The sequence below is a fragment of the Streptomyces sp. NPDC088725 genome, assembly GCF_044751305.1.
Classification (GTDB): Bacteria; Actinomycetota; Actinomycetes; order Streptomycetales; family Streptomycetaceae; genus Streptomyces.
This window is the reverse complement of the sequence record NZ_JBIVLO010000014.1, coordinates 121053-147914: the sequence shown is the minus strand read 5'-3', so window position 1 is coordinate 147914 and position 26862 is coordinate 121053. Positions and strand designations below refer to the sequence as shown.

General features: G+C 71.6%; 16 protein-coding genes and 1 pseudogene. 12 read left to right on the top strand and 5 right to left on the bottom strand.

The window, feature by feature from the left end; translation table 11 throughout:
• Positions 1 to 192 precede the first annotated feature (192 nt).
• The 4 genes from ACIP6N_RS28080 (at position 193) to moeZ (ending at position 5725) form a co-directional block, all read left to right on the top strand.
• Entirely contained in the window at positions 193 to 1974 is a 1782-nt protein-coding gene (locus tag ACIP6N_RS28080) for a glycosyltransferase (protein ID WP_401820123.1), read from the top strand.
• A 55-nt stretch (positions 1975 to 2029) separates the two neighbouring features.
• Entirely contained in the window at positions 2030 to 3244 is a 1215-nt protein-coding gene (locus ACIP6N_RS28075) for a hypothetical protein (RefSeq protein WP_401820121.1), read from the top strand.
• A 146-nt stretch (positions 3245 to 3390) separates the two neighbouring features.
• Positions 3391 to 4365, top strand: coding sequence for an NAD-dependent epimerase/dehydratase family protein (locus ACIP6N_RS28070; RefSeq protein ID WP_401820119.1), 975 nt, complete (start codon positions 3391 to 3393; stop codon positions 4363 to 4365).
• A gap of 181 nt (positions 4366 to 4546) precedes the next feature.
• Entirely contained in the window at positions 4547 to 5725 is a 1179-nt protein-coding gene (gene moeZ / locus ACIP6N_RS28065) for an adenylyltransferase/sulfurtransferase MoeZ (protein ID WP_401820117.1), read from the top strand.
• Between the two features lie 84 nt (positions 5726 to 5809).
• Here moeZ and ACIP6N_RS28060 read toward each other — a convergent pair whose 3' ends face one another.
• Together ACIP6N_RS28060 and ACIP6N_RS28055 are read right to left on the bottom strand one after the other, a co-directional pair.
• Positions 5810 to 7375, bottom strand: a complete 1566-nt coding sequence (locus tag ACIP6N_RS28060) for an alpha/beta hydrolase (protein ID WP_401820115.1) — start codon at positions 7373 to 7375, stop codon at positions 5810 to 5812.
• 132 nt (positions 7376 to 7507) lie between these two features.
• Positions 7508 to 8167: a type III effector protein gene (locus tag ACIP6N_RS28055; protein ID WP_401820114.1), complete on the bottom strand. Its 660-nt coding sequence runs from the start codon at positions 8165 to 8167 to the stop codon at positions 7508 to 7510.
• Positions 8168 to 8295: 128 nt separating this feature from the next.
• Here ACIP6N_RS28055 and ACIP6N_RS28050 point away from each other — a divergent pair, with 128 nt between their 5' ends.
• Together ACIP6N_RS28050 and ACIP6N_RS28045 are read left to right on the top strand one after the other, a co-directional pair.
• Positions 8296 to 8730: an Hsp20/alpha crystallin family protein gene (locus tag ACIP6N_RS28050; protein ID WP_401820111.1), complete on the top strand. Its 435-nt coding sequence runs from the start codon at positions 8296 to 8298 to the stop codon at positions 8728 to 8730.
• A 300-nt stretch (positions 8731 to 9030) separates the two neighbouring features.
• Positions 9031 to 9465 (top strand): DUF2267 domain-containing protein, encoded by a 435-nt coding sequence (locus tag ACIP6N_RS28045; protein ID WP_401820109.1) that lies wholly within the window; start codon positions 9031 to 9033, stop codon positions 9463 to 9465.
• Positions 9466 to 10201: 736 nt separating this feature from the next.
• Here the strand turns inward: ACIP6N_RS28045 and ACIP6N_RS28040 are convergent.
• Positions 10202 to 13123: a lysylphosphatidylglycerol synthase domain-containing protein gene (locus tag ACIP6N_RS28040; protein WP_401820107.1), complete on the bottom strand. Its 2922-nt coding sequence runs from the start codon at positions 13121 to 13123 to the stop codon at positions 10202 to 10204.
• Between the two features lie 230 nt (positions 13124 to 13353).
• Between ACIP6N_RS28040 and ACIP6N_RS28035 the strand changes: the two genes are divergently transcribed.
• The 5 genes from ACIP6N_RS28035 (at position 13354) to nudC (ending at position 23977) form a co-directional block, all read left to right on the top strand.
• Positions 13354 to 13797: an MGMT family protein gene (locus tag ACIP6N_RS28035; protein WP_401820160.1), complete on the top strand. Its 444-nt coding sequence runs from the start codon at positions 13354 to 13356 to the stop codon at positions 13795 to 13797.
• Positions 13798 to 13992: 195 nt separating this feature from the next.
• On the top strand, positions 13993 to 17592 hold the full coding sequence (locus tag ACIP6N_RS28030; RefSeq protein WP_401820105.1) for an ATP-dependent helicase: 3600 nt from the start codon (positions 13993 to 13995) through the stop codon (positions 17590 to 17592).
• Between the two features lie 82 nt (positions 17593 to 17674).
• Positions 17675 to 21487, top strand: coding sequence for a UvrD-helicase domain-containing protein (locus ACIP6N_RS28025; RefSeq protein ID WP_401820103.1), 3813 nt, complete (start codon positions 17675 to 17677; stop codon positions 21485 to 21487).
• A gap of 9 nt (positions 21488 to 21496) precedes the next feature.
• Positions 21497 to 22969, top strand: a complete 1473-nt coding sequence (locus tag ACIP6N_RS28020; RefSeq protein ID WP_401820101.1) for a M20/M25/M40 family metallo-hydrolase — start codon at positions 21497 to 21499, stop codon at positions 22967 to 22969.
• A gap of 51 nt (positions 22970 to 23020) precedes the next feature.
• Positions 23021 to 23977, top strand: a complete 957-nt coding sequence (nudC, locus tag ACIP6N_RS28015) for an NAD(+) diphosphatase (protein ID WP_401820100.1) — start codon at positions 23021 to 23023, stop codon at positions 23975 to 23977.
• Positions 23978 to 24057: 80 nt separating this feature from the next.
• Here nudC and ACIP6N_RS28010 read toward each other — a convergent pair.
• Positions 24058 to 24153, bottom strand: a pseudogene (locus ACIP6N_RS28010) (NrdH-redoxin); the annotation flags it as partial.
• A 52-nt stretch (positions 24154 to 24205) separates the two neighbouring features.
• Here ACIP6N_RS28010 and ACIP6N_RS28005 point away from each other — a divergent pair.
• Positions 24206 to 25909: a recombinase family protein gene (locus ACIP6N_RS28005; protein ID WP_401820098.1), complete on the top strand. Its 1704-nt coding sequence runs from the start codon at positions 24206 to 24208 to the stop codon at positions 25907 to 25909.
• Positions 25910 to 26499: 590 nt separating this feature from the next.
• Here the strand turns inward: ACIP6N_RS28005 and ACIP6N_RS28000 are convergent.
• Positions 26500 to 26862, bottom strand: coding sequence for a Scr1 family TA system antitoxin-like transcriptional regulator (locus ACIP6N_RS28000; protein ID WP_401820158.1), 363 nt, complete (start codon positions 26860 to 26862; stop codon positions 26500 to 26502).

Genomic DNA, 26862 nt, shown 5'->3' with positions numbered 1-26862 from the left:
GTTCCCGCCCCGCCCTAAGCCTCCTGTCCCGGGTCTGCCCCCTCCCTGCTCCTTTATGTCCGTCGAATACCCCCGGGCGGGGGCGGCCCCGAACACCGGCCCGCCCCGCCACGGTCATGTCCGCTTACGGTCTTCCCGCTGGGAGCCGCCGGACAACGGCGGCCGTCCACGAAGGAGATCGGGGGTGTCCTCGTGCGGATCGGACTGCTTACGGACGGTGGGTATCCGTATGCGACAGGTGAGTCCAGGCTCTGGTGCGACCGGCTCGTACGCGGCCTCGCCTCGCACACGTTCGACATCTACGCGCTGAGCCGCAGCGCCCGGCAGGAAGAGCGCGGCTGGATCCAGCTGCCGCGCCAGGTCGGACAGGTGCGCACCGCCTCGCTCTGGGTGCCGGACAGGGACGGGCGCGCCTACGGACGGCGCGAGCGGCGCCGGTTCGCGGCCCGCCTCGGGGAACTGGTCAGCGCCGTCTGCACGACCGTCCACGCGGACGGCGAGCACGTGGACGGCGGGCACATCGACGGCGGGCACCTGGGGGGTCGGTACGCCGACCACACCGCCGCTTTCGCCGAAGGGCTCTACGGCCTCGCCGACCTGGCCCGGGAACACGGCGGCCTCTGCGCGGCCCTGCGCTCGGAAACCGCCGTACGGATTCTGGAATCCGCCTGCCGCGCCCCCGGCACGCACAGCGGCGCGCACGCCGCCGCCGTCCCCGACTACCTCGCCTTCGCCGACCACCTGGAGCGCGCCCTGCGCCCGCTCTCGCTCGACTGGTACGGCCCGCGGACCCTGGCCGCGGCCGACCTCTGCCACGCCACCTCAGGCGGCCCCGCCGCCCTGCCGGGGCTGCTCGCCAAGCGCTTCTTCGGGGTACCGCTGCTGGTCACCGAGTACGGCGTACAGCTGCGCGCCCACTACCTCGCCACGGCCGGCGCGCCCGGCGACGGCTTCACCGGCGCCGGAGCACCTCCGCTCACCCCACCCGTCCGCACCCTGCTCGCCGGCCTCCAGCGGCGGCTGGCCGCCGAGGTCTACCGGCAGGCCGCCGTCATCACCCCGGGCAACAGCCATGCCCGCCGCTGGCAGGAGCGGTGCGGCGCCGACCCCGCCAGACTGCGCACGGTCTACCCCGGCATGGAGACGGCACGCTTCGCCGGAGTGGACGAGGACGCCGGCGCGGCGGACACCCTCGTATGGGTCGGCAGGATCGAGCCCACCAAGGATCTCGTCTCGCTGCTGCACGCCTTCGCCGCGATCCGCAGAGCGCGCCCCGAGGCACGGCTGCGGATCATAGGCACCCCCGCGCAGGGTGCGGAGGCGGTCACGTACCTCGCGCACTGCCGTGCTCTGGCGGCCCAGCTGTTCCCCGACGAGGCGGCCGACGCGCACGCCGTCGGCGAGAACCCCGTCTCCTTCGAGGACATCGGCGACCCAGAGGCGCCCGAACTGCCCGACGCCTACGGGGCCGGCAGCGTGGTCGTCCTCTCCAGCACCGTGGAGGGGTTCCCGGTCAGCCTGGTCGAGGCGATGTTCTGCGGGCGCGCGACCGTCTCCACGGACGTCGGCGCGGTCGTCGAGATCGTCGGCGGTACGGGCCTCGTGGTGCCCCCGCGCAACCCGCGGGCGCTCGCGGACGCGTGCGTCGCGCTGCTGAGCGACCCCGGGCGCCGCGAACGGCTCGGCGCTGCAGCGCGCGCCCGCGCGCTGGAGCTGTTCTCGGTCGAGCAGAACGTCGCCGCGTTCCGCTCGATCTATCTGGAACTCGTCTCGCACGCCCCCGTCCACCGCCCGGCGGACGGGCTCGGCGCCGACGGCGCGCCGCTGCCCTTCGCGCACCCGGCCGAGGCATCCGTACGCGGCCGCTGGACGGGCGTCCACCGGCCGGCGCCGCAGAGGCACACACCGAGCTGGGCGAAGAACACCGCCCTGCCGGCCGGTACGCGGGGCGGCCCGGGGGAGAGCGATGTCTGACGGAGGCACCACCATGGGCACAGCCCCCACAGCCCCCACAGCCCCCACAGCCCCCGTGGCCGACACACGCACGGCCGGCGCACCGGGTCCCGGCGCCTTGGACCACCGCTCACCGGCTCTGCTGCCCGAGCGGGACCAGCCGCGTGCGGAGGTACAGCCGCCCGGCGTGCCCGCGGCGAAGCCGGCCGGACACCGCCGCTCCGCCGACCCGGTGAAGCTCCTCATGCACCGGCACCGCCGGCTCTGCGAGCACGCCGTCGACCCGCTGGAGATCGCCGCGGGACTGGAGGCGCACGGCCTCACCGACCGGACCGCCGCGCGCTTCCGCCACCGTGACGTCTTCTCACTCGCGGAGGAGCTGTACGCACGCGTCCCGCGTTTCCAGGACCACACGGCCCCGGCCGCCGAGGCGCGGCCGGCCGGGACAGCGGGCGCGCCGGGTGCGCGGGGCGGCCGGACGGGGTGGGCCGGCTGGACCGCGCTCTCGCTGCTGCCCGGTGTCGTGTGCGTCGTGACCTTCGCGGGCCTCGAACGCACCAGCGGTCAGAGTGAGTTCGCGATAGCCCTCGCCGGGGCCTTCGCCCTGTCCGGCACGCTCTCCGGCTGTCTGCGGCGCGGACCGCTGCGCGCCGAAGGCCGTACCGTCCCCGCCGCCGGCCTCTGGACGTACTGGCTGCTGGCCTGCCTGCTCTGCGGCGACGGGCTCATCGAACAGCTCGTCAGCGGCGGACCCGACGGACCGTGGCCCGCGACGGTCACACCGCTCGCCGCCCTGGCGTTCGCGGTCGCCCCGGCGGCGGGCTGCGCCCACCTGTTCTCCGTACAGGCCAGACGCAGACTCCGCGGCAGCCGAGGCCTCGCCGACTTCGCGGCCGGCGCGCGGCCGCTGCTGCTCACCGCCGTCGCGCTGTACGCGGCCCTCCTGACCGGCCTCGCCGTGCTCGCGAACGTGGTGTTCGGTGACGCGGGCTCCCTCGCCCCGACCGTCACCCTCGGCACGCTGCTGCTGCTCGCGCGGCTGCTCACGGTCCACGGCTTCCCCGGCGCGGCGGCCGCCGGACTCGCGGCCGCCTGCGTCCTGGAGGCGCTGGCCGCCGCGTCCGTACTGGCCGCCCGGCTGCCCGGCTGCGGGGCCCTCGCCGTGCCGGTCGCGCACGCGGTCCAGGCGTGGGGCGGGGCTGCCGTACCCGCCCTGGCCTGCGGAGCGGCCGCGTTCGGGCTGCTCGTCCACGGCACTGTCGTCCTGGCCCGCGCCTCGGCGCACACCTGACGTACCCGCGCCCGTGTCCCACAGACCCCCTCGCCCCTCGTTCCCTCACCTAGGAGAAGAAGAGACATGACCCCGCAATCACCGGCACGGGCCGCGGTACCGGCCCCTGCCTCAGCTCCCGCCCGTCGGCACAGAGGGGCCGCACGATGAGGGTTCTGCTGCTGGGCGCCAATGGATTCCTCGGCCGGTTCGTCGCCGACCGGCTGCTCGCCGACCCCGCCGTGCACCTCACGGCCCTCGGCCGGGGCGACGACGCCGACGTACGGTTCGACCTCGCGGGCGGCAGCCCGGGCGCGCTGACCCGCTTCCTGGACGCCGTGCACCCCGGTGTCGTCATCAACTGCGCGGGAGCCACCCGGGGCGGAGCCCGCGATCTGGTGCGCCACAACACCGTCGCCGTCGCCACGGTCTGCGAGGCGCTGCGGCGCAGCGGCTGCGGCGCCCGGCTCGTCCAGCTGGGCTGCGCCTCCGAGTACGGGCCCTCACCTCAGGGTTCCTCCACCGCCGAGGACGCCGTGCCGCGCCCGGGAGGCCCGTACGGCGTGAGCAAGCTCTCCGCGTCCGAGCTGGTGCTCGGCTCGGGGCTCGACGCTGTCGTGCTCCGGATCTTCTCGCCGGTGGGCCCCGGCACCCCGGCCGGCTCGCCGCTCGGCCGGCTCGCGGAGGCGATGCGCCGGGCCATGCAGGCGGGCGACGGCGAACTGAAGCTCGCCGGCCTCGGCGTGCAGCGTGATTTCGTGGACGTCCGCGACGTGGCGCGCGCCGTGCACGCGGCATCGCTCTCCGCCGCGCAGGGAGTCGTCAACATCGGCACGGGCCGGGCCGTCAAGCTCCGGGACGCGGCCGCCGTACTGGCCAGGGTCGCCGGTTACGCGGGCACCCTGCACGAACTGGACGCGCAGCCGAACCCGGTCCGTACCGCCCACCCCACCGTCGGTCCCCCGCGCGGCGAACCGCTCTCCGAGCACCTGGGCATCGGGCCCTTCCCGTACCCGGACGGCTGCGGCGGCTGGCAGCAGGCGGACGTACGGACCGCACGCGACCGGCTCGGCTGGCGTCCCCGGATCAATCTGGAGGAGTCGCTGGCGGACATCTGGATGGAGGCGGCATGCCGCATCTGACGTGAATCGGGTGAAACGTTACCTTCGCGACGTCGGCCGGCTTTCGTGGACGTTTGCCAACTATCGGGACGTACATGTCTCGCTGGTCGGACCGGGTGTCTCGGAATGAGAAAGGTCGTGGCAGTGTTACAGGGAGAACGCCCGTACCGATTGACCGACCAACCCCTTTGTTGAGGTCCTTGTGTCGCTGCCACCCCTGGTTGAGCCCGCTGCCGAGCTCACCGTCGACGAGGTCCGCAGGTACTCCCGTCATCTCATCATCCCCGACGTGGGGATGGACGGGCAGAAGCGGCTGAAGAACGCGAAGGTGCTGTGTGTGGGCGCCGGTGGCCTCGGGTCCCCGGCGCTGATGTACCTGGCCGCGGCCGGTGTCGGCACGCTCGGCATCGTGGAGTTCGACGAGGTCGACGAGTCGAACCTGCAGCGTCAGATCATCCACAGCCAGGCCGACATCGGCCGTTCCAAGGCCCAGTCCGCGCGCGACTCCGTCCTCGGGATCAACCCCTACGTCAACGTGGTCCTTCACGAAGAGCGGCTCGAGGCCGAGAACGTGATGGACATCTTCGCGCAGTACGACCTGATCGTGGACGGCACGGACAATTTCGCCACCCGCTATCTGGTCAACGACGCCTGCGTGCTGCTGAACAAGCCGTACGTCTGGGGTTCGATCTACCGCTTCGACGGCCAGGCGAGCGTGTTCTGGTCCGAGCACGGACCGTGCTACCGCTGCCTCTACCCCGAGCCCCCGCCCCCCGGCATGGTCCCCTCCTGCGCCGAGGGCGGCGTGCTGGGCGTGCTCTGCGCGTCCATCGGGTCCATCCAGGTCACCGAGGCCATCAAGGTGCTGACGGGCATCGGCGACCCGCTGGTCGGCCGCCTGATGATCTACGACGCCCTGGAGATGCAGTACCGCCAGGTCAAGGTCCGCAAGGACCCCGACTGCGCGGTCTGCGGCCCGAACGCCACCGTCACCGAGCTGATCGACTACGAGGCCTTCTGCGGCGTCGTGTCCGAGGAGGCCCAGGAGGCGGCGGCCGGCTCGACCATCACTCCCAAGCAGCTCAAGGAGTGGATGGACGACGGCGAGAACATCGAGGTCATCGATGTCCGGGAGCCGAACGAGTTCGAGATCGTCTCGATCCCCGGTGCCAAGCTCATCCCGAAGAACGAGTTCCTGATGGGAACCGCTCTGGAGTCGCTGCCGCAGGACAAGAAGATCGTCCTGCACTGCAAGACGGGCGTCCGCAGCGCGGAGGTCCTCGCCGTGCTGAAGTCCGCCGGGTTCTCCGACGCGGTGCACGTCGGCGGCGGAGTCATCGGCTGGGTCAACCAGATCGAGCCGGACAAGCCGGTCTACTGACGGCCGCGCGCGCCGTCGCCGCATGAGTCGTACATGAGGAGGAGCCCGGTCCGTCCGACCGGGCTCCTCCTCGTACGCGGCGGGTTACGAACAGGTCGTACCGGCGGCCGGCACCTTGCCGTCCAGCAGGTAGCCGTTCACGGCCTTCTGCACACACTTGTTGCCGCTGTCGTACGCGCCATGGCCCTGGCCCCGGTACGTGAGCTCCACACCGACGCCCTTGCCCAGCGCCTCGACCATCGCCCTGGCCCCCGCGTACGGCGTGGCCGGGTCGCCGGTGTTGCCGACGACCACGATCGGGGGCGCGCCCGGCGCGCTGACGTCCGGCGTGATCCACTGCCCGGCCACCGGCCACTGCGAACAGCTCATGAGCCCCCAGCCGAGGAAATCACCGAAGACCGGCGAGGCCGCGCGGAACGCGGGCAGCTTCGCCTTCGTCTGCCCCAGCGTGTAGCGCTGCTTGGAGTCGGCGCAGTTGATGGCCACGTTGGCCGCTCCGAGATTGCTGTATCTGCCCTGCTCGTCCCGTCCGTTCATCGAGTCGGAGAGCGCGAGGAGCAGGGCGCCGTTGCCGCCGTCCGCCTCGTCGAGACCTTCTTCGAGCAGCGGCCAGAACTCCTTCGAATACAGCGCCTGCGCGATCCCGTTGGTGGCCTCGGTCTCCGTCAGTTTCCGGTCGCCGATGCCCTGGATCGGCTTCTTGTCGAGCCTGGCGAGCAGCCCGGTGATGAACCGTTCGATCTCCTTCGGCGAGCTGCCGGGCAGCCGGCAGGCGTCGCCCCGGGAGATGCAGTCCTTCTCGAAGTTGCCGAGGGCGAGCTGAAAACCCTTCGCCTGGCCGAGCGAACCGGCCTCCTCGTCCTGCGTCGGGTCGACCACCCCGTCGAAGACGGCCCTGCCGACGTTCTTCGGGAACAGATGCGCGTAGACGCCGCCCAGCTCGGTCCCGTACGAGATCCCGAAGTAGTTGAGCTTCTTGTCCCCGAGGACCCGGCGCATCAGGTCCATGTCGCGCGCCGCGTTCGTGGTCCCGACGTACGGCAGTTCACGCCCGGAGTGGCGCTCGCAGCCCGTGGAGTACGACGCGAGCCCCTGCACGAAGGTCTTCTCCTCCGCCGCGGTGTCCGGGGTGGAGTCCTCCGCGTAGTACGCGTCGAGCCGCTTGTCGTCCTCGCACTCCACACCGTCGCTGCGGCCGACCCCGCGCGGGTCGAAACTCACCAGGTCGTAGCGGGTGCGGAGCTGCTCGTAGTCCGAGGCGAAGGACGGCAGCCCGGTGATACCGGAGCCGCCGGGGCCGCCGAAGTTGAACAGGAGCGAGCCGATCCGCTTGTTCTGGTCGCGGGCCCTGACCCGGATGAGGGCCAGCTTGATCATGTCGCCGTCCGGCTTGGCGTAGTCGAGGGGAGCGTTCATGAAGGAGCACTCCCACTTCCCGTCCCCGCCGGGAAGCGGTGACGGCTTCGTCCCCCCGCCCTGCGACACGCTCGGGGCCTGGCACGCCGTCCAGTCCAGCCGCTGGGAACCGGTGTCCTTGGGCTTTCCCGGATCGTCCGGGGCACTGCTGTCGGAGCATCCGGTGGCGGCCAGCAGAGCGGTGGCGGTGAGAGCGGCCAGGGCCGTGAAGCGCCACGCGGAGGAGGTCGGCATGCACCCATGGTGCGCCTGCCCGGCGCGGCCCGCGCGTGGCCGCGGTCCATGCGGGTGGCGGCGCGCACGGTACGCCGCGTGGCGGCCTGTCGTCGTCGCCGGCGGCCGGGCCTTGCCGGCTGCCTCGGCGTGTCATGTGGTCCGGCGCTGGGTGCTGTTGCTCTGGCGGAGTTCCCCGGTACGGCGGGTGACGGTGTCGACGCGAGCCGCCAGGCGGGGGTGAGTGGACTTCAGATGCGCGTGGGTGTCGGCAAGTGGGTCGATGAGGTGGGCGGCATCGTTGTCCGCGAGAGCGTCGGCGAGTTTCGTGAGAGGGGTGTCGGCCTGGGCGGATAGGTCGGTGAGGGCGGTGATCTGGCCGGCCAGCTGGCGCAGGTCGGCGGCGTTGGTACGGGCCCAGGCGGCGATGGTGCGGTCGGCGGCCCGGTGGTCGCGGGTGGCCTGTACGCGTTCTTCGCCGGTGGTGCCCGGTGTTCCTGGGCGTACGCGCAGGTAGCGGCGTTCGGCGGCCTGGCGGCTGGCGACACCGAGGGGGTGGGCGAGTTCGGCCCAGCTGGAGCCCGCCGCGCGCGCCGCTTCGATCAGACCCGGTTCCCACCCCGCGAGCTGGTCGCGCAGCTCGCGCAGCAGGAGGAGGGTGGCAAGCACCTGCTCGGAACTCGCTTCCTCGCCTTCGGCGAGCGGCCGGGCCGGTGGAGTCTGGGCGAGGCGGACCGCTTCACCGATCGTGTTCAGCGCTGTCGCGGCGGCGAAGAAGGAGGTGGGGTCGCCGGAGGCGTGGGACGCGTTCATACGTGACCCTTCCGCTGTAGTCGTCGTTCCGATGACGCTGCGGTTGTCATCGTTCGGATGACATGCTACAACGGTGTCAGACGAAGCGCATTGGCAGTTTCTGCCTGAACTTCTGGAGGTGTTTCGCAATGTTGATGCGCACTGACCCGTTCCGCGAACTCGACCGGCTCGCACAGCAGCTGACTGGTGTGACCGGGACCTGGTCCCGGCCCTCCGCGATGCCGATGGATGCCTACCGCGAGGGCGAGGAGTATGTGATCTCCCTCGACCTGCCCGGTGTCGCGAAGGACGCGATCGACGTCGATGTCGAGCGGAACATGCTGACGGTCAGGGCCGAGCGCCGACCGGCTGCGAAGCCCGACGGCGTGGTGATGGAGCTCTCCGAGCGCCCGCTGGGCGCCTTCTCCCGTCAGTTGGTGCTGGCCGACACCCTGGACACGGAGCGCATCAGGGCCGATTACGAGGCGGGGGTCCTGACGCTGCGGATCCCGATCGCCGAGCGCGCCAAGCCCCGCAAGGTCGCCATCGGCGGCGGGTCCGCGCACCAGCAGATCAGCACCTGAGCCGGATCCCTCACCCACCTGAGCCGACGGCGGGAACCGGGAGCGCTCTCCCCCGGGGCCCCGTTCCCGCCGCCCGGACCCCGGCGCGGCCTGGGGTGAGGAGCCGGACCGCGACCGGGGCGTCAGCGCCCTGCTGAGCGTGGCCGCCGACGCGGCGGGCGGAGAACCCGCCCGCCGCGTCCAGCCCACGGCCCCCGGTTGGGGATCTCCTGTTCGGACGTACCGTTCGGCCGCCGCCGGGCGCTTCCGTCCTGCCGCGCGACCGCCGCCCCCTGGACGAGAAAGGCAACCACCGCACCGATGTTCTCCCTGTATGAACCGGCTGCTTCCGGGCCGGGTATGACGTTCGATCTGATGCTGGAAAGGATCCGGTACGAAGGCGCGTACTCCACGCGCGAGCGGGCCGAGGATGTCATGCGGGCCGTGCTGGCAGCGCTCGGCCGTCAGCTCACCGGCGACGAGCGGGCCGAGCTGGCCGCCTGTCTCCCCTCTCAGGCCGCCCTCGTCCTCACCACACAGATCCCGGACGGTGAACCGCTGACCGGATGGGGTTTCGTCAAGGACCTGGCCGCCCGTACGGGCGGCACACCCGCCACCACCCGCTGGGACGCCGGAGCGGTTCTCGCCGTGGTCGGCCGTCTTGTCGATCCCGGTCTCCTCGACCGGGTCCTCGCCCGGCTCCCCTCCGGCTACGCCCTCCTTTTCGGCCGTGCCGAACTCGTCCAGGCGGCCTGACCGGTTCAGCGAACGGGCCAGAACTGTCCGGGTGTGAAGGGCCGGGAAAGCGTCGAGGGGCCCTGGTGCCGTACGGCACCAGGGCCCCGAGGGGTGTGAACACCATCTGCCGGCCCGCTGTTGTGCCGGCTTGTCGTTTCCGTACCCTCACTCAGGCGGTGAACCGGGGGTACGGGGATCGCGGATGCGTGACCGTGGGATCACCTTCCGTTCCGGGGTCTGCGGTACCCGGGCCGACTGCGTCCTCGCCCGGGCGATCCTGATGGCGTCTGCCTCCTTGTCCTCTTGCTGATCCATCTGTCTGCGACTGCGGATTTCCGCGCAGTCCGGCGGCCCCGGTGGGCCGCCCGGCCCGGCAGTCAGCGAGGGGACCCCGAGATCCTTCCGGCCCCGCCGCTCCACTGCCGTGCCACACCTGTTCTGTCCTGCGTGCGCGGCAGTTCGTCTCTGCCGCCTCTCACTGACTTCTTGGCTACGAGAAAAACGCTAGTCCCTCTGGTCTCGCATGTCTACCTCCGCCACGACAGATTTTCTTCAGGAGGGAAAGGTGGAGTTCTGTCATCCGAGCCTGTTGAAAGCTGTACTGGGAACGTACTGCCGGGCGGCACGGGACGACACCGGCCGCCCGTGCGGTCACTGAACCCGCACCGGGCCGGTCACAGGGGCGATCAGGGGCGTGCGTGTCCGGCGGCGCTGATCGGGCAGCCGGTCCGGCCGGCCTCCGGCCGGCCGTTCCTCAGAGCGCTCCCTTGCGGGTCAGATGGTTGAAGGAGAGCCAGCCGGGCAGTACCGGCAGCCACAGCGTCATCAGCCGGAACAGCAGGACGGCGGGCGCGGCCACCTCCTTCGGCAGTCCGACCGCCAGCAGACCCAGCGTCAGCGCCGTCTCGACCGCGCCCACACCGCCCGGCGTCGGCGCCGCGGAGCCCAGCGCGTTGCCGGCCAGGAAGACCACGGCGATACTCGCGTAGCTCAGCTGCTGGTGGCCGTCGTCGAACGCCCTGATGGAGGCGTCCAGACACATCACGAACACCCCCGTCAGCAGCAGCATCCCGCCGATGCCGGTGAGCAGCTTCATCGGCCGCTGGAGTACGTCGAGCATGCGGGGGACGACCCCGGCGAACAGCGAACGCAGCCGTGTCACCACGAACTTCCGCAGGAACGGGATCGCGGTCACGACGAGCACCAGCACGGCGACCGTCAGCAGACCGGCGATCACGGTCCTGGACGGGGTGAGCGACGTCGTCTTCTCCGTGCCGGTGAGATAGCCGAAGGAGAGCAGCAGCATGATGTGCGCGCCGAGCCCGAAGAGCTGCGAGGCACCCACGCTGGCTACCGCGAGCCCGGGGCGGACCCCCGAGCGTTGCAGGAAGCGGGTGTTGAGCGCCACACCGCCGACCGCGGCCGGAGCGACGATCTTGACGAACGACCCGGCGACCTGGGCCGCGACGGTCCGCAGGAACCCCACCCGCTCCGGCACGAAGCCCAGCAGGCTCATCGCGGCGGCGACATAACTGAGCGCCGAGAACACCACGGCCGCGGCCACCCAGCCCCAGTGCGCCTTGCTGATCACCATCGGGAAATCGAGCTGGGTCAGTTCGGAGAGCAGGAAGTACGCGGCGACGGCCCCGGCGATGAAACTGACCAGCGTGCGCGGCTTGATCCGCTCAAGACGGACGGGCTCGACCGGCGCCTGCGGCCGGATCAGCAGCACCTGACGGCGGATCTGGGAGAGCAGATCCTCCTCGCGCGCCTCGTCGAGAGCCTCGTCTATGGCGCGCTTCTCGGCCTGCTTCTCCGCGCGCAGGGACTTCCGCACGGCCTTGCGGTCGCCCTCGGCGGCCTCCGCCTCCGCGAGTTTGTGGCGCTTGTTGGCCTCGGAGGCCGCGAGCACGGCCTCGCGCTCGCGCTGCGCCCGCTCACGGGCGAGCCTGCGCAGCGTCGAGCGGGTGGAACGGCTCAGCGCGAGCGGCTGGAGCAGCGGCAGACAGTCGGCCACGGCGTCGGGGCCCAGCACCTCGACGGCGGCCGCCGCCGAGCGCCGCGCGCCCACCCGCAGCCCCATGGTGGTGAGCAGCTGCGCGGTGTCCATGCGCAGCACGATGTCGCCCGCCGCGATCTCGCCGCCGCGCAGCTCCGTGAGGATCACCCGGCCCGCCCCGTCCACCAGCAGCGCGTCGCCGGTGAGCGTGCGGTGCGCGATGCGCCGCGACTGAAGGGCCTTCACCTGGCGCCAGGCGCTGCGTACCAGCTCGTCGGTGATCTCGGCGTCGTCCAGCGAGTCGAGGGTCCGGCCGCCCATGTGCTCGTACACGAGCATGACCGCGTCGGGGCCCAGCTCCGAGGTGGCGATCAGCTTGGGGGCGTTGGCTCCGGCGGCGATGGCCGCGTACGCCAGCAGCGCTTCCTGTTCGAGAGCCTGGCGCAGCGAGGGGATGGACCTGCGGGTGGTGATGGAGCGCAGCGTCAGCTGCCGCCACACCCGGTAGAAGAACCCCTGCGCCTGCTGCTCGCGGTCGACAACGGTGACGTCGAGCGGTGGACCGTCCTCCAGCGAGACGAAGTAGCGGCGCCCGCGGTCGGCGTGGTCCGACGAGTCGCCGCAGTCCTCGGCGCGCCGCGTGCTGACCGGCTTGAAGCCGACATGGCGCAGACCCGCCATCAGCGTCCGGCCTGTCGGCCGTACGTTCGGTGAGCCGACGGCGTAGAGCGTGCCGTACGCGACGGTCCAGCCGATCAGCACCGTGAGGATGATCGAGAAGGGGGTGGTGTAGCCCGCGACCAGCATCGCGAAGGCGTCGAGCAGCAGCACCACCCAGAGCACCACGCGCCAGCGTGGCCTGCGGGCCATCCCCACGGCCGTCATATAGGCGATGACGGGCGCGAGATAGCCGTGGACGGGATCGGTGAGCCCCATCCCGTGCTGCGGTCGGGTCAGCGCCTCCTGGATGGCGCCCGGGGCGGCTCTGGCGACCCAGAGGTCGGTGGCGAGCGTGACACCGTGCGCCAGCACGGCGGCGAGCACACCGTCCGCGATGCGCAGCCCGTCGCGCTTGATCAGCCGTTCGATCGCGAAGGCGACGGGGACGAGCAGCACGGCGATGCTGGAGACCAGCCCGGCGCTCTGCACGAGCAGGTCGGGAGCCTGTCCGGTGCCCTTGTCGATGTCCTGTTCCAGGCCGGACGTGGTGCCGTGCGCGAAGGCGGAGAGGCCGAGCACGACGCCGATGGCAAGGAGACCGACGAGCAGCCGCAGCAGATCGCCCGGGCGGTGGACGCGGGCGGGGAGCAGCGGCTCGTCGCCCGAGACCCGCTCGGCGAGGGCGGCCCCGGAGTCGCGGGACCGGGAGTCCTGTCCGGCGGACCGTCCGGTCGGGCCGGGCTTTGCGGCGGGAGCGGGGTCCTCGGCGTGATCGGGGTCCGCGGCCGGCTTTTCCGCCGGCTGTTCGACCGGCTGTGTGACCGGCTTCCCGGCGGGCTCTTCGACCGGCTTGACGGTGGGCTTTTCGCGGGGGGCGCCTGCCTCCCGGGCCCCGGTGACCTCGTCACCGTCGCCCGTCTCACGCGACCGCGCGTCGGCGCTGTCCTCCGTACGGGGGCTGTCCGCGTCCGGGCGTGACCCGGCGCCGGAGGAACCCGCCGCGGCCTGCGGCCGCACGGACGGCTCCTCCGCCGAATCCGTCTCTTCTTGATCTCGTATCACCGTTCACCGCCCGCATGATGGTGGCACGGGCGACCGACAGACGTGGGCATCAGGGTGTATTGCGGGGGTGAGAGGTACGTGAGATACGTCCCTTTGCATCCGTGTGTGCGGATCGTGACCAGCCGGTGGCTCCCGGGTCCGCGATACCTGCCGGAGCCGCCCGGCTGTCGGTGGCATACGGCAAGATGGGCCGGATGAGGAGTGAGGAGTCCGAGAGGCCGGAGGAGCCCGGAGCGGCGCGGCTGCCCGAGTACGCGGAGCGGGTGCTCGACGTCGCCGAACTGATCCCTCCCGGCCGGGTGATGTCGTACGGCGATGTCGCGGAATGGCTCGGCGACGGCGGCCCCCGGCAGGTGGGCCGCGCCATGGCGCTGTACGGGAGCGCGGTGCCGTGGTGGCGGGTCGTCCGCTCGGACGGCGCTCTGCTCGCCGGGCACGAGCTGCGGGCGCTGGACCACTACCGGGAGGAGTCCACCCCGCTGCGGGAGGCCGCGCGCGGCGCCGAAGACCATCTGCCGCGCCTGGACATGAAGCGGGCGCGCTGGGACGGCTCGGGGGCGGCGGACGGGACCGGGGCCGCGGACGGGACCGGAGCCCCGGACGGGGCGGACGATGTGGCTCACACATGACAGTTTCCGCCATGCGGCCGCGCTGCGGGAAAAGTGAGAAATCAGCCAGGGCGCACACGGGCCGTGCCCCGCGCCCCGGCCGCCTGACGGCGTAGCGTCGTCGGCACGCGCCCCGCGCGTACCGGCCGTCTCCGCTCTCCGCGTCACGTTCTCCAGCACCTCCCTCCAGCGACCCTTCCAGGACCGGCGATCCACGTGAGTTCCTCCTTCTCCACCGGGCGTACCCCGCACCAAGGGGTACGGCAGCGGACTCCCGGTGCGTACCGACTGGTGCGTACCCCGCCGGCCCCGGTGGATCCCCCTCTGCTGGACGCGGTGCAGCGCAGGGTGGTTGACCACACGGACGGACCGCTGCTCGTTCTCGCGGGACCGGGAACGGGCAAGACCACGACGCTGGTCGAATCGGTCGCGCGACGGGTGGCCGACGGCGCGGATCCCAGGCGCATCCTCGTCCTCACCTTCAGCCGCAAGGCCGCGGTGGAACTGCGTGACCGGATGGCCGTCAGGCTGGGCGGCACCCAGGGGCCGCAGGCGACCACCTTCCATTCCTTCTGCTACGCCCTGATCCGCGCGCACCAGGAGGCCGACCTCTTCACGGAACCGCTGCGGCTGCTCTCCGGGCCCGAACAGGACGTCGCCGTCCGCGACCTCCTCGCGGGCCAGGTCGACCTGGAGCGGGAGGGACGTTCGAACATCCATTGGCCCGACGATCTGCGGGCGTGCCTGACGACGCGCGGTTTCGCCGACGAGGTGCGGGCCGTGCTCGCGCGCAGCCGCGAGCTGGGGCTCGGCCCCGACGCGCTCGCGGCGTTCGCCCGGCGTACGGGCCGCCCCGACTGGTCGGCCGCCTCCGCCTTCCTCGCCGAGTACCTCGATGTCCTGGACCTGCAAGGCGTGCTCGACTACGCGGAACTGGTCCAGCGGGCGGTCATGCTGGCGAGCCGCCGTGAGGTGGCGGAACGTCTCGCCGCCCAGTACGACGCCGTGTTCGTGGACGAGTACCAGGACACCGACCCGGCGCAGGTCAGGCTGCTCGGCGCACTCGCCGGCCAGGGGCGCACGCTGGTCGCGTTCGGCGACCCCGACCAGTCGATCTATGCCTTCCGCGGCGCGGATGTGAACGGCATCCTCGACTTCCCGTACGCCTTCCCGGCCGCCGGCGGCGCCCCGGCCCCGGTGGAAGTCCTCACCACCTCGCGCCGCTCGGGGAACGGCCTGCTGACGGCGACGAGACTGCTGACCCGCCGTATGCCGCTGACCCGGCTTCCGGCCGAGAAGGTACGCGCGCACCGCGAACTGGCCGCGGTACGCGAGGGGGGCCGCGTCGAGACGTACACGTACCCGACGACGTCGACGGAGCTGGACAACATCGCCGACATCCTGCGCCGGGCACATCTGGAGGACGGCGTCCCGTGGAACGAGATGGCGGTGCTGGTCCGCGCGGGCGGCCGCTCGATTCCCCCGGTCCGCCGCGCCCTCACCTCGGCGGGCGTGCCCCTGGAGATCGACGGCGACGACGTACCGCTGCGCCACGAACCGGCGGTCTCCCCGCTGCTCACGGCGCTGAGGGCGGTGGCCGCGGCGGCCGCGCGGCCGGCTGGGACGGTGGCTGCCGCGACGCCTCCCAAGGAGGCGGAGAAAAAGGCAGCAGAGGGGGAGGCCGAGGAAAAACACGCAGAGGAGGAGGGGGAGGGAAAGGCGGCAGAGGAGGCGGAGGCAGAAGCCGGCGAGGCGCCTGAGGCCATGGCGTCTCCTGAGGTCCCCGGGACTTCCAGGACACTTGAGCCCTCTGAGCCCTCTGAGCCCTCTGAGCCCTCTGAGCCCTCCGAGCCCTCTGAGCCCTCTGAGATTCCCGAGTCATCTGAGCCCCCCGAGCCATCTGAGACATCCGAGATCGCTGACGCCTCCGCGCCCGCCGCCTCCTGGCTCGACGTCGAGACCGCCCTCACCCTCCTCACCTCGCCCCTCGGCGGCATGGACGCCGCCGATCTGCGCCGCCTCGGGCGGGCCCTGCGCGACGAGGAGCGGGCCGGAGGCAAGCGGCTGCCCGCCGCGTCCGACACGCTGCTCGCGCTGGCCCTCGCCGAGCCGGAGCGGCTGGTCACGCACGACCCCGCATACGCCAAGGGCGCACAGCGGCTCGGCGATCTGCTCCGTACGGCGCGGAAGTCACTCGAAGACGGCGGAACCGCCGAGGAAGCGCTCTGGCAGCTGTGGAACGGCACCCCCTGGCCGGGGCGGCTCGAACGGTCCGCCCTGCGCGGCGGCGCCGCCGGGCGCAACGCCGACCGCGACCTCGACGCCGTCTGCGCGCTGTTCGACGCCGCGGCCCGCGCGGAGGAACGCAGCGGCGGCCGCGGTGCCCTGAACTTCCTGGAGGAGCTGGACGCCCAGGACATCGCCGCCGACACACTCAGCCGCAGGGCCGTACGCCCCGACGCCGTACGCCTGATGACGGCACACCGCTCGAAGGGCCTGGAATGGCGGCTGGTCGTCGTCGCCGGCGTACAGGAAGGCCTCTGGCCCGACCTTCGGCGCCGCGGTTCCCTCCTGGAGGCGGACAGGATCGGCCGGGACGGTCTGGCCGAGCCGCTGTCTCCCGGCGCCCTCCTTACGGAGGAGCGCAGGCTGTTCTACGTAGCCGCGACCCGCGCCCGTGACCGCCTCGTCGTCACCGCCGTCAAGGCGCCCGCCGACGACGGCGACCAGCCCTCCCGTTTCCTCGCCGAACTCGGCGTCGAGCCCCGGGACGTCACAGGCCGCCCCAGCCGCCCCCTCGCCGTCGCCCCGCTCGTCGCGGAACTGCGCGCCACCACCGTCGACCCGGAGGCGAGCCCGGCCCTGCGCGACGCGGCCGCCCGCCGCCTCGCGAGGCTCGCGGCGCTCAGCGACGAGGACGGGCAGGCCCTCGTACCGTCCGCCCACCCGGACCGCTGGTGGGGCCTGTACGAGCCGACCCACAGCGCGGTCCCGCTGCGCGACAGGGACCAGCCGGTCGCGCTCTCCGGGAGCGCCCTGGACCAGCTCGCCAACACCTGCGCCCTCCAGTGGTTCCTGGGACGCGAGGTGAAGGCGGACGCGCCCGCCACCGCCGCCCAGGGGTTCGGCAACGTCGTCCACGTCCTGGCCGACGAGGTCGCCTCGGGCCGAACCCCCGCCGTCCTCGACATCCTGATGGAGCGCCTGGACTCGGTGTGGGACGCGCTCGCCTTCGACGCTCCCTGGAAATCGCGCCAGGAGAAGGACCAGGCGCGCGTCGCGCTCGAACGCTTCCTGCGCTGGCACGTGACGGACCGCGGCGGCCGAACCGCCACCGCCACCGAGCACGGCTTCGACGTCACGCTGGGGGCGGGGGAGTACGAGGTACGGATCCGCGGCTCCATGGACCGCGTCGAGCGGGACGCGGAAGGCAACGCGTACGTGGTCGACTTCAAGACCGGCAAACACGCGCCCACCAGGGACGAGGTCGCCCACCACCCGCAACTCGCGGTCTACCAGCTCGCGGTGCGCGAAGGCGCCGTGGACGAGGTGTTCGAGGGCCGCCGTCCGGACGCGGGCGGCGCCGAACTCGTCCAGCTGCGCCAGCCCGCCCCGAAGCGGGAGGGCGGCGAGGAACTGCCCAAGGTCCAGGCACAGCAGCCGCTCACCGGCGAGTGGGTGGGCGATCTCCTGGCCACCGCCGCCGGGCGCGTACTCGACGAACGTTTCACGCCCACGGCGGGCCAGCACTGCGCGAACTGCGCGTTCCGCGCGTCGTGCAGCGCACAGCCGGAGGGCCGGCAGATCGTGGAGTGAGCGGTCGGCGGCCGGGCATGCCTGCTGCTCCCGGCCACCGGCGCGACGGCCGTTGTCGGTGGTGCCGGTTAGCCTTCGTGAGGTGTCCGACCACCGACCCGCCCATCAACCCGACCACCGCCCCGCCCACCTCACCGATCCCGAGCAGCTCAAAGAACTCCTCGGCATCCCCTTCACCCCGGAGCAGACGGCCTGCATCACCGCGCCGCCCGCCCCGCAGGTCATCGTGGCCGGAGCCGGTTCGGGCAAGACGACGGTGATGGCCGCCCGGGTCGTCTGGCTGGTGGGCACCGGGCAGGTCGCCCCGGAGCAGGTGCTCGGCCTGACCTTCACCAACAAGGCCGCCGGCGAGCTGGCCGAGCGGGTCCGCAAAGCGCTCGTACGGGCCGGGGTCACCGACCCCGACGCCATCGACCCGGACAATCCGCCGGGCGAGCCGCGCATCTCGACCTACCACGCCTTCGCCGGTCAGCTCCTCACCGACCACGGCCTGCGGATAGGGCTCGAACCGACCTCCCGGCTGCTCGCCGACGCCACCCGCTTCCAGCTCGCGGCTCGCGTGCTCCGGGAGGCGCCAGGACCGTATCCCGCGCTGACCAAGACGCTCCCCGCCCTGGTCAGCGATCTGCTCGCGCTCGATGCCGAGCTGGCGGAGCATCTCGTACGGCCGGGGCGGCTCGGCGCGTACGACACCGAGCTGCTGCGCACCCTGGACGGCACCGTCCTCAGCAACGCCGAGCTGCGCAAAATCCCCGAGACGGCCGCGGCCCGCCGTGAACTGCTCGATCTCGTCAGGCGCTACCGCGAGGCCAAGAGCGACCGCGATCTGCTCGACTTCGGCGACCAGATCGCGCTCTCCGCCGAGCTGGCCCTCACCAGGCCCGAGGTCGGCCGGATCCTGCGGGAGGAGTTCCGGGTCGTCCTGCTGGACGAGTACCAGGACACGTCGGTCGCCCAGCGGCTGCTTCTTGCCGGGCTGTTCGGCGGCGCGACCACCGGTACGGGCGCCCCCGGTACCGGCGGCACCGACACCGACACCGGTACGGGCAGTGGCGGCACGGGCCACGCGGTGACCGCCGTGGGCGACCCCTGCCAGGCCATCTACGGCTGGCGCGGCGCCTCGGTCGCCAACCTGGACGACTTCCCCCGCCATTTCCCGCATGCCGACGGAACGCCGGCCACCCGCTTCTCCCTCAGTGAGAACCGCCGGAGCGGCGGCCGCCTCCTCGACCTCGCCAACGGCCTCGCCGAACCGCTGCGGGCCATGCACGAAGGCGTCGAGGCCCTGCGCCCCGCCCCGGGCGCCGAGCACGACGGCAGTGTGCGCTGCGCCCTGCTGTCCACGCACGCCGAGGAGATGGAGTGGCTGGCCGACTCGATCGCCCAGCTGGTGCGCACGGGAAAGGAGCCGGGCGAGATCGCCGTGCTGTGCCGGACCGCGGGTGACTTCGCCGAGATCCAGGGCGCACTGGTGGCCCGTGACGTCCCCGTCGAGGTCGTCGGGCTCTCCGGGCTGCTCCACCTCCCCGAGGTCGCCGACCTCGTCGCGGTCTGCGAGGTTCTTCAGGACCCCGGTGCCAACGCCTCCCTCGTACGGCTCCTCACCGGCCCCCGCTGGCGCATCGGCCCCCGCGACCTGGCCCTGCTCGGGCGCCGGGCGCGGCTGCTGGTCCACCGCGGTACGGGCTCCGGAGAGGCCGACGACGCCGACGAACGGCTGGCCGCGGCCGTGGAGGGCACCGACCCGGCGGAAGTCATCTCGCTCGCCGACGCCCTCGACACCTTCCTCGGCTCGGCCGGTGCCCCCGAGGACGGCCTGCCCTTCTCGGCCGCGGCCCGGTTCCGGTTCGCGACTCTCGCCACGGAACTGCGTGACCTGCGCCGCTCCCTCGCCGACCCGCTGATGGACGTCCTGCACCGCGTCCTGGCCACCACGGGCCTCGAGGTCGAACTGTCCGCGTCACCACACGCGCTCGCCGCGCGCCGCCGTGAGACGCTGAGCAACTTCCTCGACATAGCGGCCTCCTTCGCCGCGCTCGACGGACAGGCCGGCCTCCTGGCCTTCTTGGCCTTCCTGCGGACCGCCGCCCAGTACGAGAAAGGCCTCGACAACGCGCTGCCCGGGGGAGAGAACACCGTCAAGGTGCTCACCGCGCACAAGGCCAAGGGACTGGAGTGGGACATCGTCGCCGTGCCCGGACTGGTGACGGGACATTTCCCCAGTTCCAAGGCGCGCGAGGGCTGGACCGCGCAGCCGAAGGTCCTCCCGCACGCGCTGCGCGGCGATGCCGCGACGCTGCCGGACATCGGGTCCTGGGACGCGCGAGGCCTCAAGTCCTTCAAGGAGGCGATGAAGGCCCACCAGCACACGGAGGAGCTGCGCCTCGGGTACGTCACCGTCACCCGCCCCCGGTCACTGCTGCTCGGCTCGGGCCACTGGTGGGGCCCGAGCCAGAAACGTCCCAGAGGTCCTTCGGACTTCCTGCACGCGCTGTACGAGCACTGCGCTGCGGGCTTCGGCGAGATCGAGGCATGGGCGGACGAGCCCGCCGAGGGGGAGGGGAATCCGGCGCTGCGGACTCCCGCGACCCCGCAGCCGTGGCCGCTCTCGCTGGACGCCCGGTCCCTGGCCCGCCGCCGGGCTGCGGCGGACACGGTCCGCGCGCACCTGGAGGAGCTGAGGACGGCGCAGACGCCGGGCGTGAGCCAGGACGAGCACGACTGGGACGGGACCGGCTGGGGAGACGAGGACGCGCCGTTCGAACCGGATGACGCGGAGGTGTTCGTCGAGCCGGAGGCCGACGACGCTCCGGCCGGCCCCGGCGACTGGCCCGCCCCGGACGACCTGGCCGCCACCGACGAGGACCCCACCGACCCGGCCGACCTCTCCGACTGGGACGCCTGGGAGACCACACGCGGCGCCCCGGAGCCGACCGCGCCTGCTTCCCCTGACCGGACCGAGCCCCGGCCCGCGCCTGTCGAGGCGCCCGAGCCCGCGGCCATCGAGCTGCCCCGGCCCGCGCCTGTCGAGGCGCCCGCCCCCGGCGAGGCGCCGGCGCCCACTCGCGGTGAGGCGCCCGCGCCCTTCCCCGCCCCCCGCCGCTCGGAGCCCGACCCGCTCACGCCCGAAGAGGCCCGCGCACTCGCCTCGTGGGACCGCGACCTCGACACCCTCTCCCGCGAACTCCGCCGCGCCCGCGCCGCCGTCCGCGACGTCCCCGTACCGCCGACCCTCTCCGCGTCGCAGCTCCTGCGCCTCGCCGCCGATCCCGACGGCTTCGCCCACGAGCTGGCCCGTCCCATGCCGCGCCCTCCGCAGCCGGCGGCCCGCAGGGGCACCCGGTTCCACGCCTGGGTGGAGTCGAGGTTCGAGGAGCTGCCGCTCCCGATGCTCGGTCCCGACGAGCTGCCGGGCGGTGCCGACGACGAGCCGGAGATCGCGGACGAACGGGACCTGGCCGCCCTCAAAGCCGCCTTCGAGCGCTCCCCGTACGCCCGGCGCACGCCGTACCGCGTGGAGACACCGTTCCACCTCACCCTCGCGGGCCGGGTGATCCGCGGCCGGATCGACGCGGTCTACCGCACCCCGTACGAGACCGATCCCGCCGATCCGACGGCGACGGAGGCCGGTCCCGCGGCGTACACGTACGAGATCGTCGACTGGAAGACCAGCCGTGCCCGCACCGGCGACCCCCTGCAGCTCGCCGTCTACCGACTCGCCTGGGCCGAGCAGCACGGAATCCCGCCTTCCGCCGTCACGGCGGCGTTCCTCTACGTACGGACCGGGGAGATCGTCCGGCCCGCTCACCTGCCGGGCCGGGAGGAACTGGAACGGATTCTCACCGGTGTGCCACCTGACGAACCGGCAGACCGGAACACTCGCCGAGCCGGTTAGGCTCGACACATGAGCGAGTCCCCGGACAGCGTCGTCCGTACGTACATCCAGTCCCACCGAGCCGCCTTCCTCGACGACCTGGCCGACTGGCTGCGTATACCCTCCGTGTCGGCTCAGCCCGACCACGACGCCGACGTCCGGCGCAGCGCCGACTGGCTCGCCGCGAAGCTCAGGGAGACCGGCTTCCCGGTGGCCGAGGTCTGGCCCACCGGGACGGGCGCCGGCGCAGGTACCGGCGCAGACGCAGGTACCGGCGCAGACGCAGGCGCGGGAACGCCCGGCGCCCCCGCCGTCTTCGCCGAGTGGCCGTCCGACGACCCGGCCGCGCCGACCGTCCTGGTCTACGGCCACCACGACGTACAGCCCGCCGCCCGCGAGGACGGCTGGCACACCGACCCCTTCGAGCCGGTCCGGCGCGACGGCCGGATCTACGCACGCGGCGCGGCGGACGACAAGGGCCAGGTGTTCTTCCACACACTCGGCGTTCGGGCGCACCTCGCCGCGACCGGCCGTACCACCCCCGCCGTCCACCTCAAACTGCTCGTGGAGGGCGAGGAGGAGTCGGGCTCCCCGCACTTCCGGGCCCTGGTGGAACGGCACGCGGAGCGCCTCGCCGCCGATGTCGTGATCGTCTCCGACACCGGCATGTGGTCGGAGACCACACCCACCGTCTGCACCGGCATGCGGGGTCTCGCGGAATGCGAGATCGAGCTGTACGGCCCGGCCCAGGACATCCACTCCGGTTCGTTCGGCGGCGCGGTGCCGAACCCCGCCACCGTCGCGGGACGGCTCGTCGGCGCCCTCCACGACGAGCACGAGCGCGTCGCGATCCCCGGCTTCTACGACGGCGTCGCCGAGCTCACGGACGCCGAGCGCGCCCTCTTCGCCGAGCTGCCCTTCGACGAGGAGGAGTGGCTGCGCACGGCCCGCTCACTCGCCACGCTCGGCGAGGCCGGCCACTCCACCCTGGAACGTGTCTGGGCCCGTCCAACCGCCGAGGTCAACGGCATCGGCGGGGGTTACCAGGGCGAGGGCAGCAAGACGGTCGTGCCGTCCTCCGCCCTGCTGAAACTGTCGTTCCGGCTCGTCGCCGGCCAGGACCCGGACCGGATCGAGCGGTCCGTACGCGACTGGGCCGAGCAGCGGATCCCGTCCGGTGTCCGCCACAAGATCACCTTCGGCGCCGCCACCCGTCCGTGCCTGACCCCGCTGGAGCACCCGGCGCTCCAGGCGGTCGTCACGGCCATGGGACGCGCCTTCGGCCAGAAAATCCGCTACACCCGAGAGGGCGGATCAGGCCCTGCCGCCGATCTCCAGGACGTCCTCGGCGCGCCGGTGCTGTTCCTGGGCATCTCCGTGCCGTCCGACGGATGGCACGCGCCGAACGAGAAAGTCGAGGTGGACCTTCTCCTCAAGGGTGTGGAGACCACCGCCTACCTGTGGGGAGACCTTGCCGCCGCCCTTGGCAGAACGCACCGCTGAGCACTCCGCTGAACCGAAAACCCATGCCATCCGGGGGAGTTGGAAGTACCTGTGAGCACCACCAGCAGTCACGACACCGCACACCGACCGCTCGGCCTGACCGCGCCCAGCGGCATCGACCGTGCCGCGCACCACCGCCTCGACGAGGCGTGGCTGGCGGCCGCGTGGAGCCACCCGACGACCCGGGTCTTCGTGGTGTCGGGCGGCCAGGCGCTGGTCGACGACACCCCTGACGGGGGCACCGAACTCGTCATGACCCCGGCCTTCGAGGCGCCGGTCACCGAGGCCCACCGCTACTTCCTCGGTACGGACGACGACGGTGTGCGCTACTTCGCGCTCCAGAAGGACTCGCTCCCGGGACGCATGGACCAGTCGGCGCGTCCCGCCGGGCTGCGCGAGGTCGGCACGCTGCTCTCCGCGCGTGACGCGGGCCTGCTGGTCCACGCGGTCGCCCTGGAGAACTGGCAGCGCCTCCACCGCTTCTGCTCGCGCTGCGGCGAACGCACCGTGATCGCGGCGGCCGGCCACATCCGCCGCTGCCCGGCCTGCGGTGCCGAGCACTACCCGCGTACCGACCCCGCGGTGATCATGCTCGTCACGGACGACGAGGACCGCGCGCTCCTGGGCCGTCAGGTGCACTGGCCCGAGGGCCGCTTCTCCACCCTGGCCGGCTTCGTGGAGCCCGGTGAGTCGATCGAGAAGTCGGTGGCGCGCGAGGTCTTCGAGGAGGCGGGGGTCACGGTGGGCGAGGTCGAGTACGTCGCCAGCCAGCCCTGGCCGTTCCCGTCGAGCCTGATGCTGGGCTTCATGGCCCGCGCGACGTCGTCGGAGATCACGGTGGACGGCGAGGAGATCGGGGAGGCCCGCTGGTTCTCCCGGGAGGACCTGCGGACGGCGATCGAAACGGGCGAGATCCTGCCACCGCTCGGCATCTCGATCGCGGCGCGGCTGGTGGAGATCTGGTACGGCAAGCCCCTGCCGAAGCCACTCACCCAGCCGGCGCACTGACAGAACACAGAACCGCCCCTCCCGGTCGAGGTGACCGGAAGGGGCGGTCGCGTACCCGCGTCAGACGCCGGCTTCCGCCGTCAGGCGCCGATCTTCTGCTTGACCTGGGCCAGCGACGGGTTGGTCAGCGTGGAACCGTCGGGGAAAAGTACGGTCGGCACCGTCTGTAGACTTCCCGCTACGTGGGGGTGGCCAGGGAGGGCCGCCCCTTGTGGGGGAGGGAAGAGCGTGAGCGAGAAGCCCAGGGCTCTTGGCGTGGTCCGTCTGTCCGTCGGCAACGAGAACCAGACGGGGGAGGACACGCAGCGCACCCGCCTCAGCAAGCGTGCGGACGCGGAGGAAATGGAGTTGGTCGACTTCGCCGTCGACATCGACGTGTCGGCGTCCATCTCGCCGTGGATGCGACCGTCCCTGGGCGACTGGCTCAACAACAAGAGGGACCAGTTCGACCACATCATCATCCTGAAGATCGACCGCATCGCGCGGTCGGTCCGCCACCTCTCGGACATCATCGAGTGGTGCGAGGCGAACGGCAAGGGCCTCATCTCCTGCGAGGAGGGATTCGACCTCTCGAAGCCGTGGGGCAAGACCATCGCCAAGATCCTGGCTGTGGTCGCAGAGGCCGAGCTGGACGCCATCAAGGCCCGCAACAAGGCTTCCCGGGAGACCATGCGGAAGACCGGCCGCTGGCCGGGTGGCCTTGTCCCGTTCGGACGTAGAGCAGTGAAGGGCGACGCAGGCTTCACTCTGGAACTCGACCCCGAGTACGGCCCGACGCTGATCGAGATGATCCGGCGCTTCATCGAGAAGCCGAGCTTCTCGGCCGTGGCCGACTGGTTGAACGAGCAAGGTGTACCCACGGCTCAGGACATCGCTCGCATTCGCGCGGCGGCAGGCGAGAGCACAACTCGGCTGGCCGACCCGAAGCCTCGGGGAGCCAGGTGGACGCCGACCACAGTGCAAGCCGTACTGATCAGCCGCTCCCTGCTCGGGGAGTACGTACGCGCCAGTGGCGCCGTAGCCCGCAACGACGACGGCACGCCTGTCATGCGCTCTGAGCCGGTACTGAACGAGGAGGAGTGGACGAAGCTGTCGGAAGCCGTCGCCTCGGTCAAGTACAAGAAGCAGAAGGGCTCTACTTCGCCGACGGTGGGCGTGACGTTCTGCCTGTTGTGCGGAAGCGCCCTCTACTTCGTGAAGGGCGACCCGGCCAAGGGCAAGCGCGAGCGGTACCGCTGTCACGGCAACAAGAGCAAGGGCATCCAGGCATGCCCGAAGCAGAGGTTCTGGGCCGAAGACCTGTACCCCTGGCTGGAGTCGACCCTGTTGGGCGAGATCGGCCACTTGGAACGTATGGAGTCGAAGACGACCATCGACGACAGCCGTGCGGCGAAGCTCGCCGTGATCGACGGCAAGATGAACCAGCTCCTCAAGGAACTCCAGCAGGACGAGCTCAGCGCCGTCGTGTACTCCTCGCGCGTCGCTGAGCTTGCGCGGGAACGGGAGAAGGTCACCAACCAGGAGGGGCCGAAGCCGGTGACCGTGTGGACGGGTACGGGCGAGAGCTACGCGGAGTGGTGGGAGCGGTCGAGTGTCGACGAACGGCGTGAATGGCTGAAGAAGCACAAGGTCAAGGCGTACTTCGGACATGACATCCTGGCCGTCGATCCCGGCGACCTGATCGAGAACATCAAGCAACAGGGCATCTCCTACTGGGACCTGCCCTCCAAGTCTTCTCAGGTGCTCTCACCGATCACGCCGATCTCGTTGGACGGAAAGCCGTACGAGAAGCCGAAGCCGCTTACGGGTGTGGAGTGGGAGATCGTCAGCCGCTGGGAGGACTTCGACGCGGAACGGGCAGCGCAGCGGGCGAAGGCTGAGGAGGAAGCCACGGGAGCAGAGGTAGCCGAGATGGTTGCGATCTCTGTCTGATGCGGGCTGAGCAACCGAGGAAGGCCCCCGGCCTGGGGGCCTTCTGTCTTGCGATCAGAAGGGCGGCGGCTCGTGCCCTGCTTCTTGGAGCCGGTCGGTCAAGCCGTCGTAGTCGAAGTCCACTGGCACGGGAGATGCGTACGCGCGTCTCCGAACCAGCGTCGACGCCGTTCCTCTTGCTTGACCTTGCTTGACCTTGCCAAGATCTACGAAGGACAAGTTGGGGGGCCGTAGGCCCCCAAGGGAGCCAGCCCCTTCGTCTTCCTGCTGGGGGCCGCTTACGCGGCCCACCTTCGCCGGCTGCTGCTTGTGCTCTTCGTCTTCGCCCTGTCGGCCCCCCTTCGGGGGCCGGACACCTTCGAGCAGTCCCCAACCGATCGGGCGTTGGTTCGAGTCACAGCGATGCCAAGGCACGCGCCGCAACCTGCCACAGGGTCCGGCTCCCCGACCGGAGTTGTCACATGCACCGGCCCCGTCATCGTCGTCTTCGGTGCGCTCATCCCGCACGGCCTCCCGACTGGGTATCTGCCGAAAGATGATCCTTTGGAATACGCACGGGTCCGCGCTTCATGCGCGTTGTGGACTGCAGATCATGAACGGCACGCAGCCGACCACTCGGCAAGCCTTACTCGAAGCTCCTCCCCGAACAACGCGGATTCCTCGTACCCCTCAAATTCCTTTGAGTAGCTCTGAACATCTTGTCCGTCGCACAGGACAAGACTTCCCGCTGAGGTTTCGATGGTGACCAAGGAAGTGTCGTAGATGGTGAAGGTATTCAGCGGAGTTCTGGGCGTTACCGCCCCGAGAGGAATCACGCCGATACGCACGCTCGGAAGGTAGGACAGGGAAGACAGGCGGTCCATCTGTTCGGCCAACGCCAACGCGGAGATAACCGGCCAGCGAATCGCCTGCTCGGTCAGGAGGAACGTGAATCGCTTCGACGTGTAGAGGAT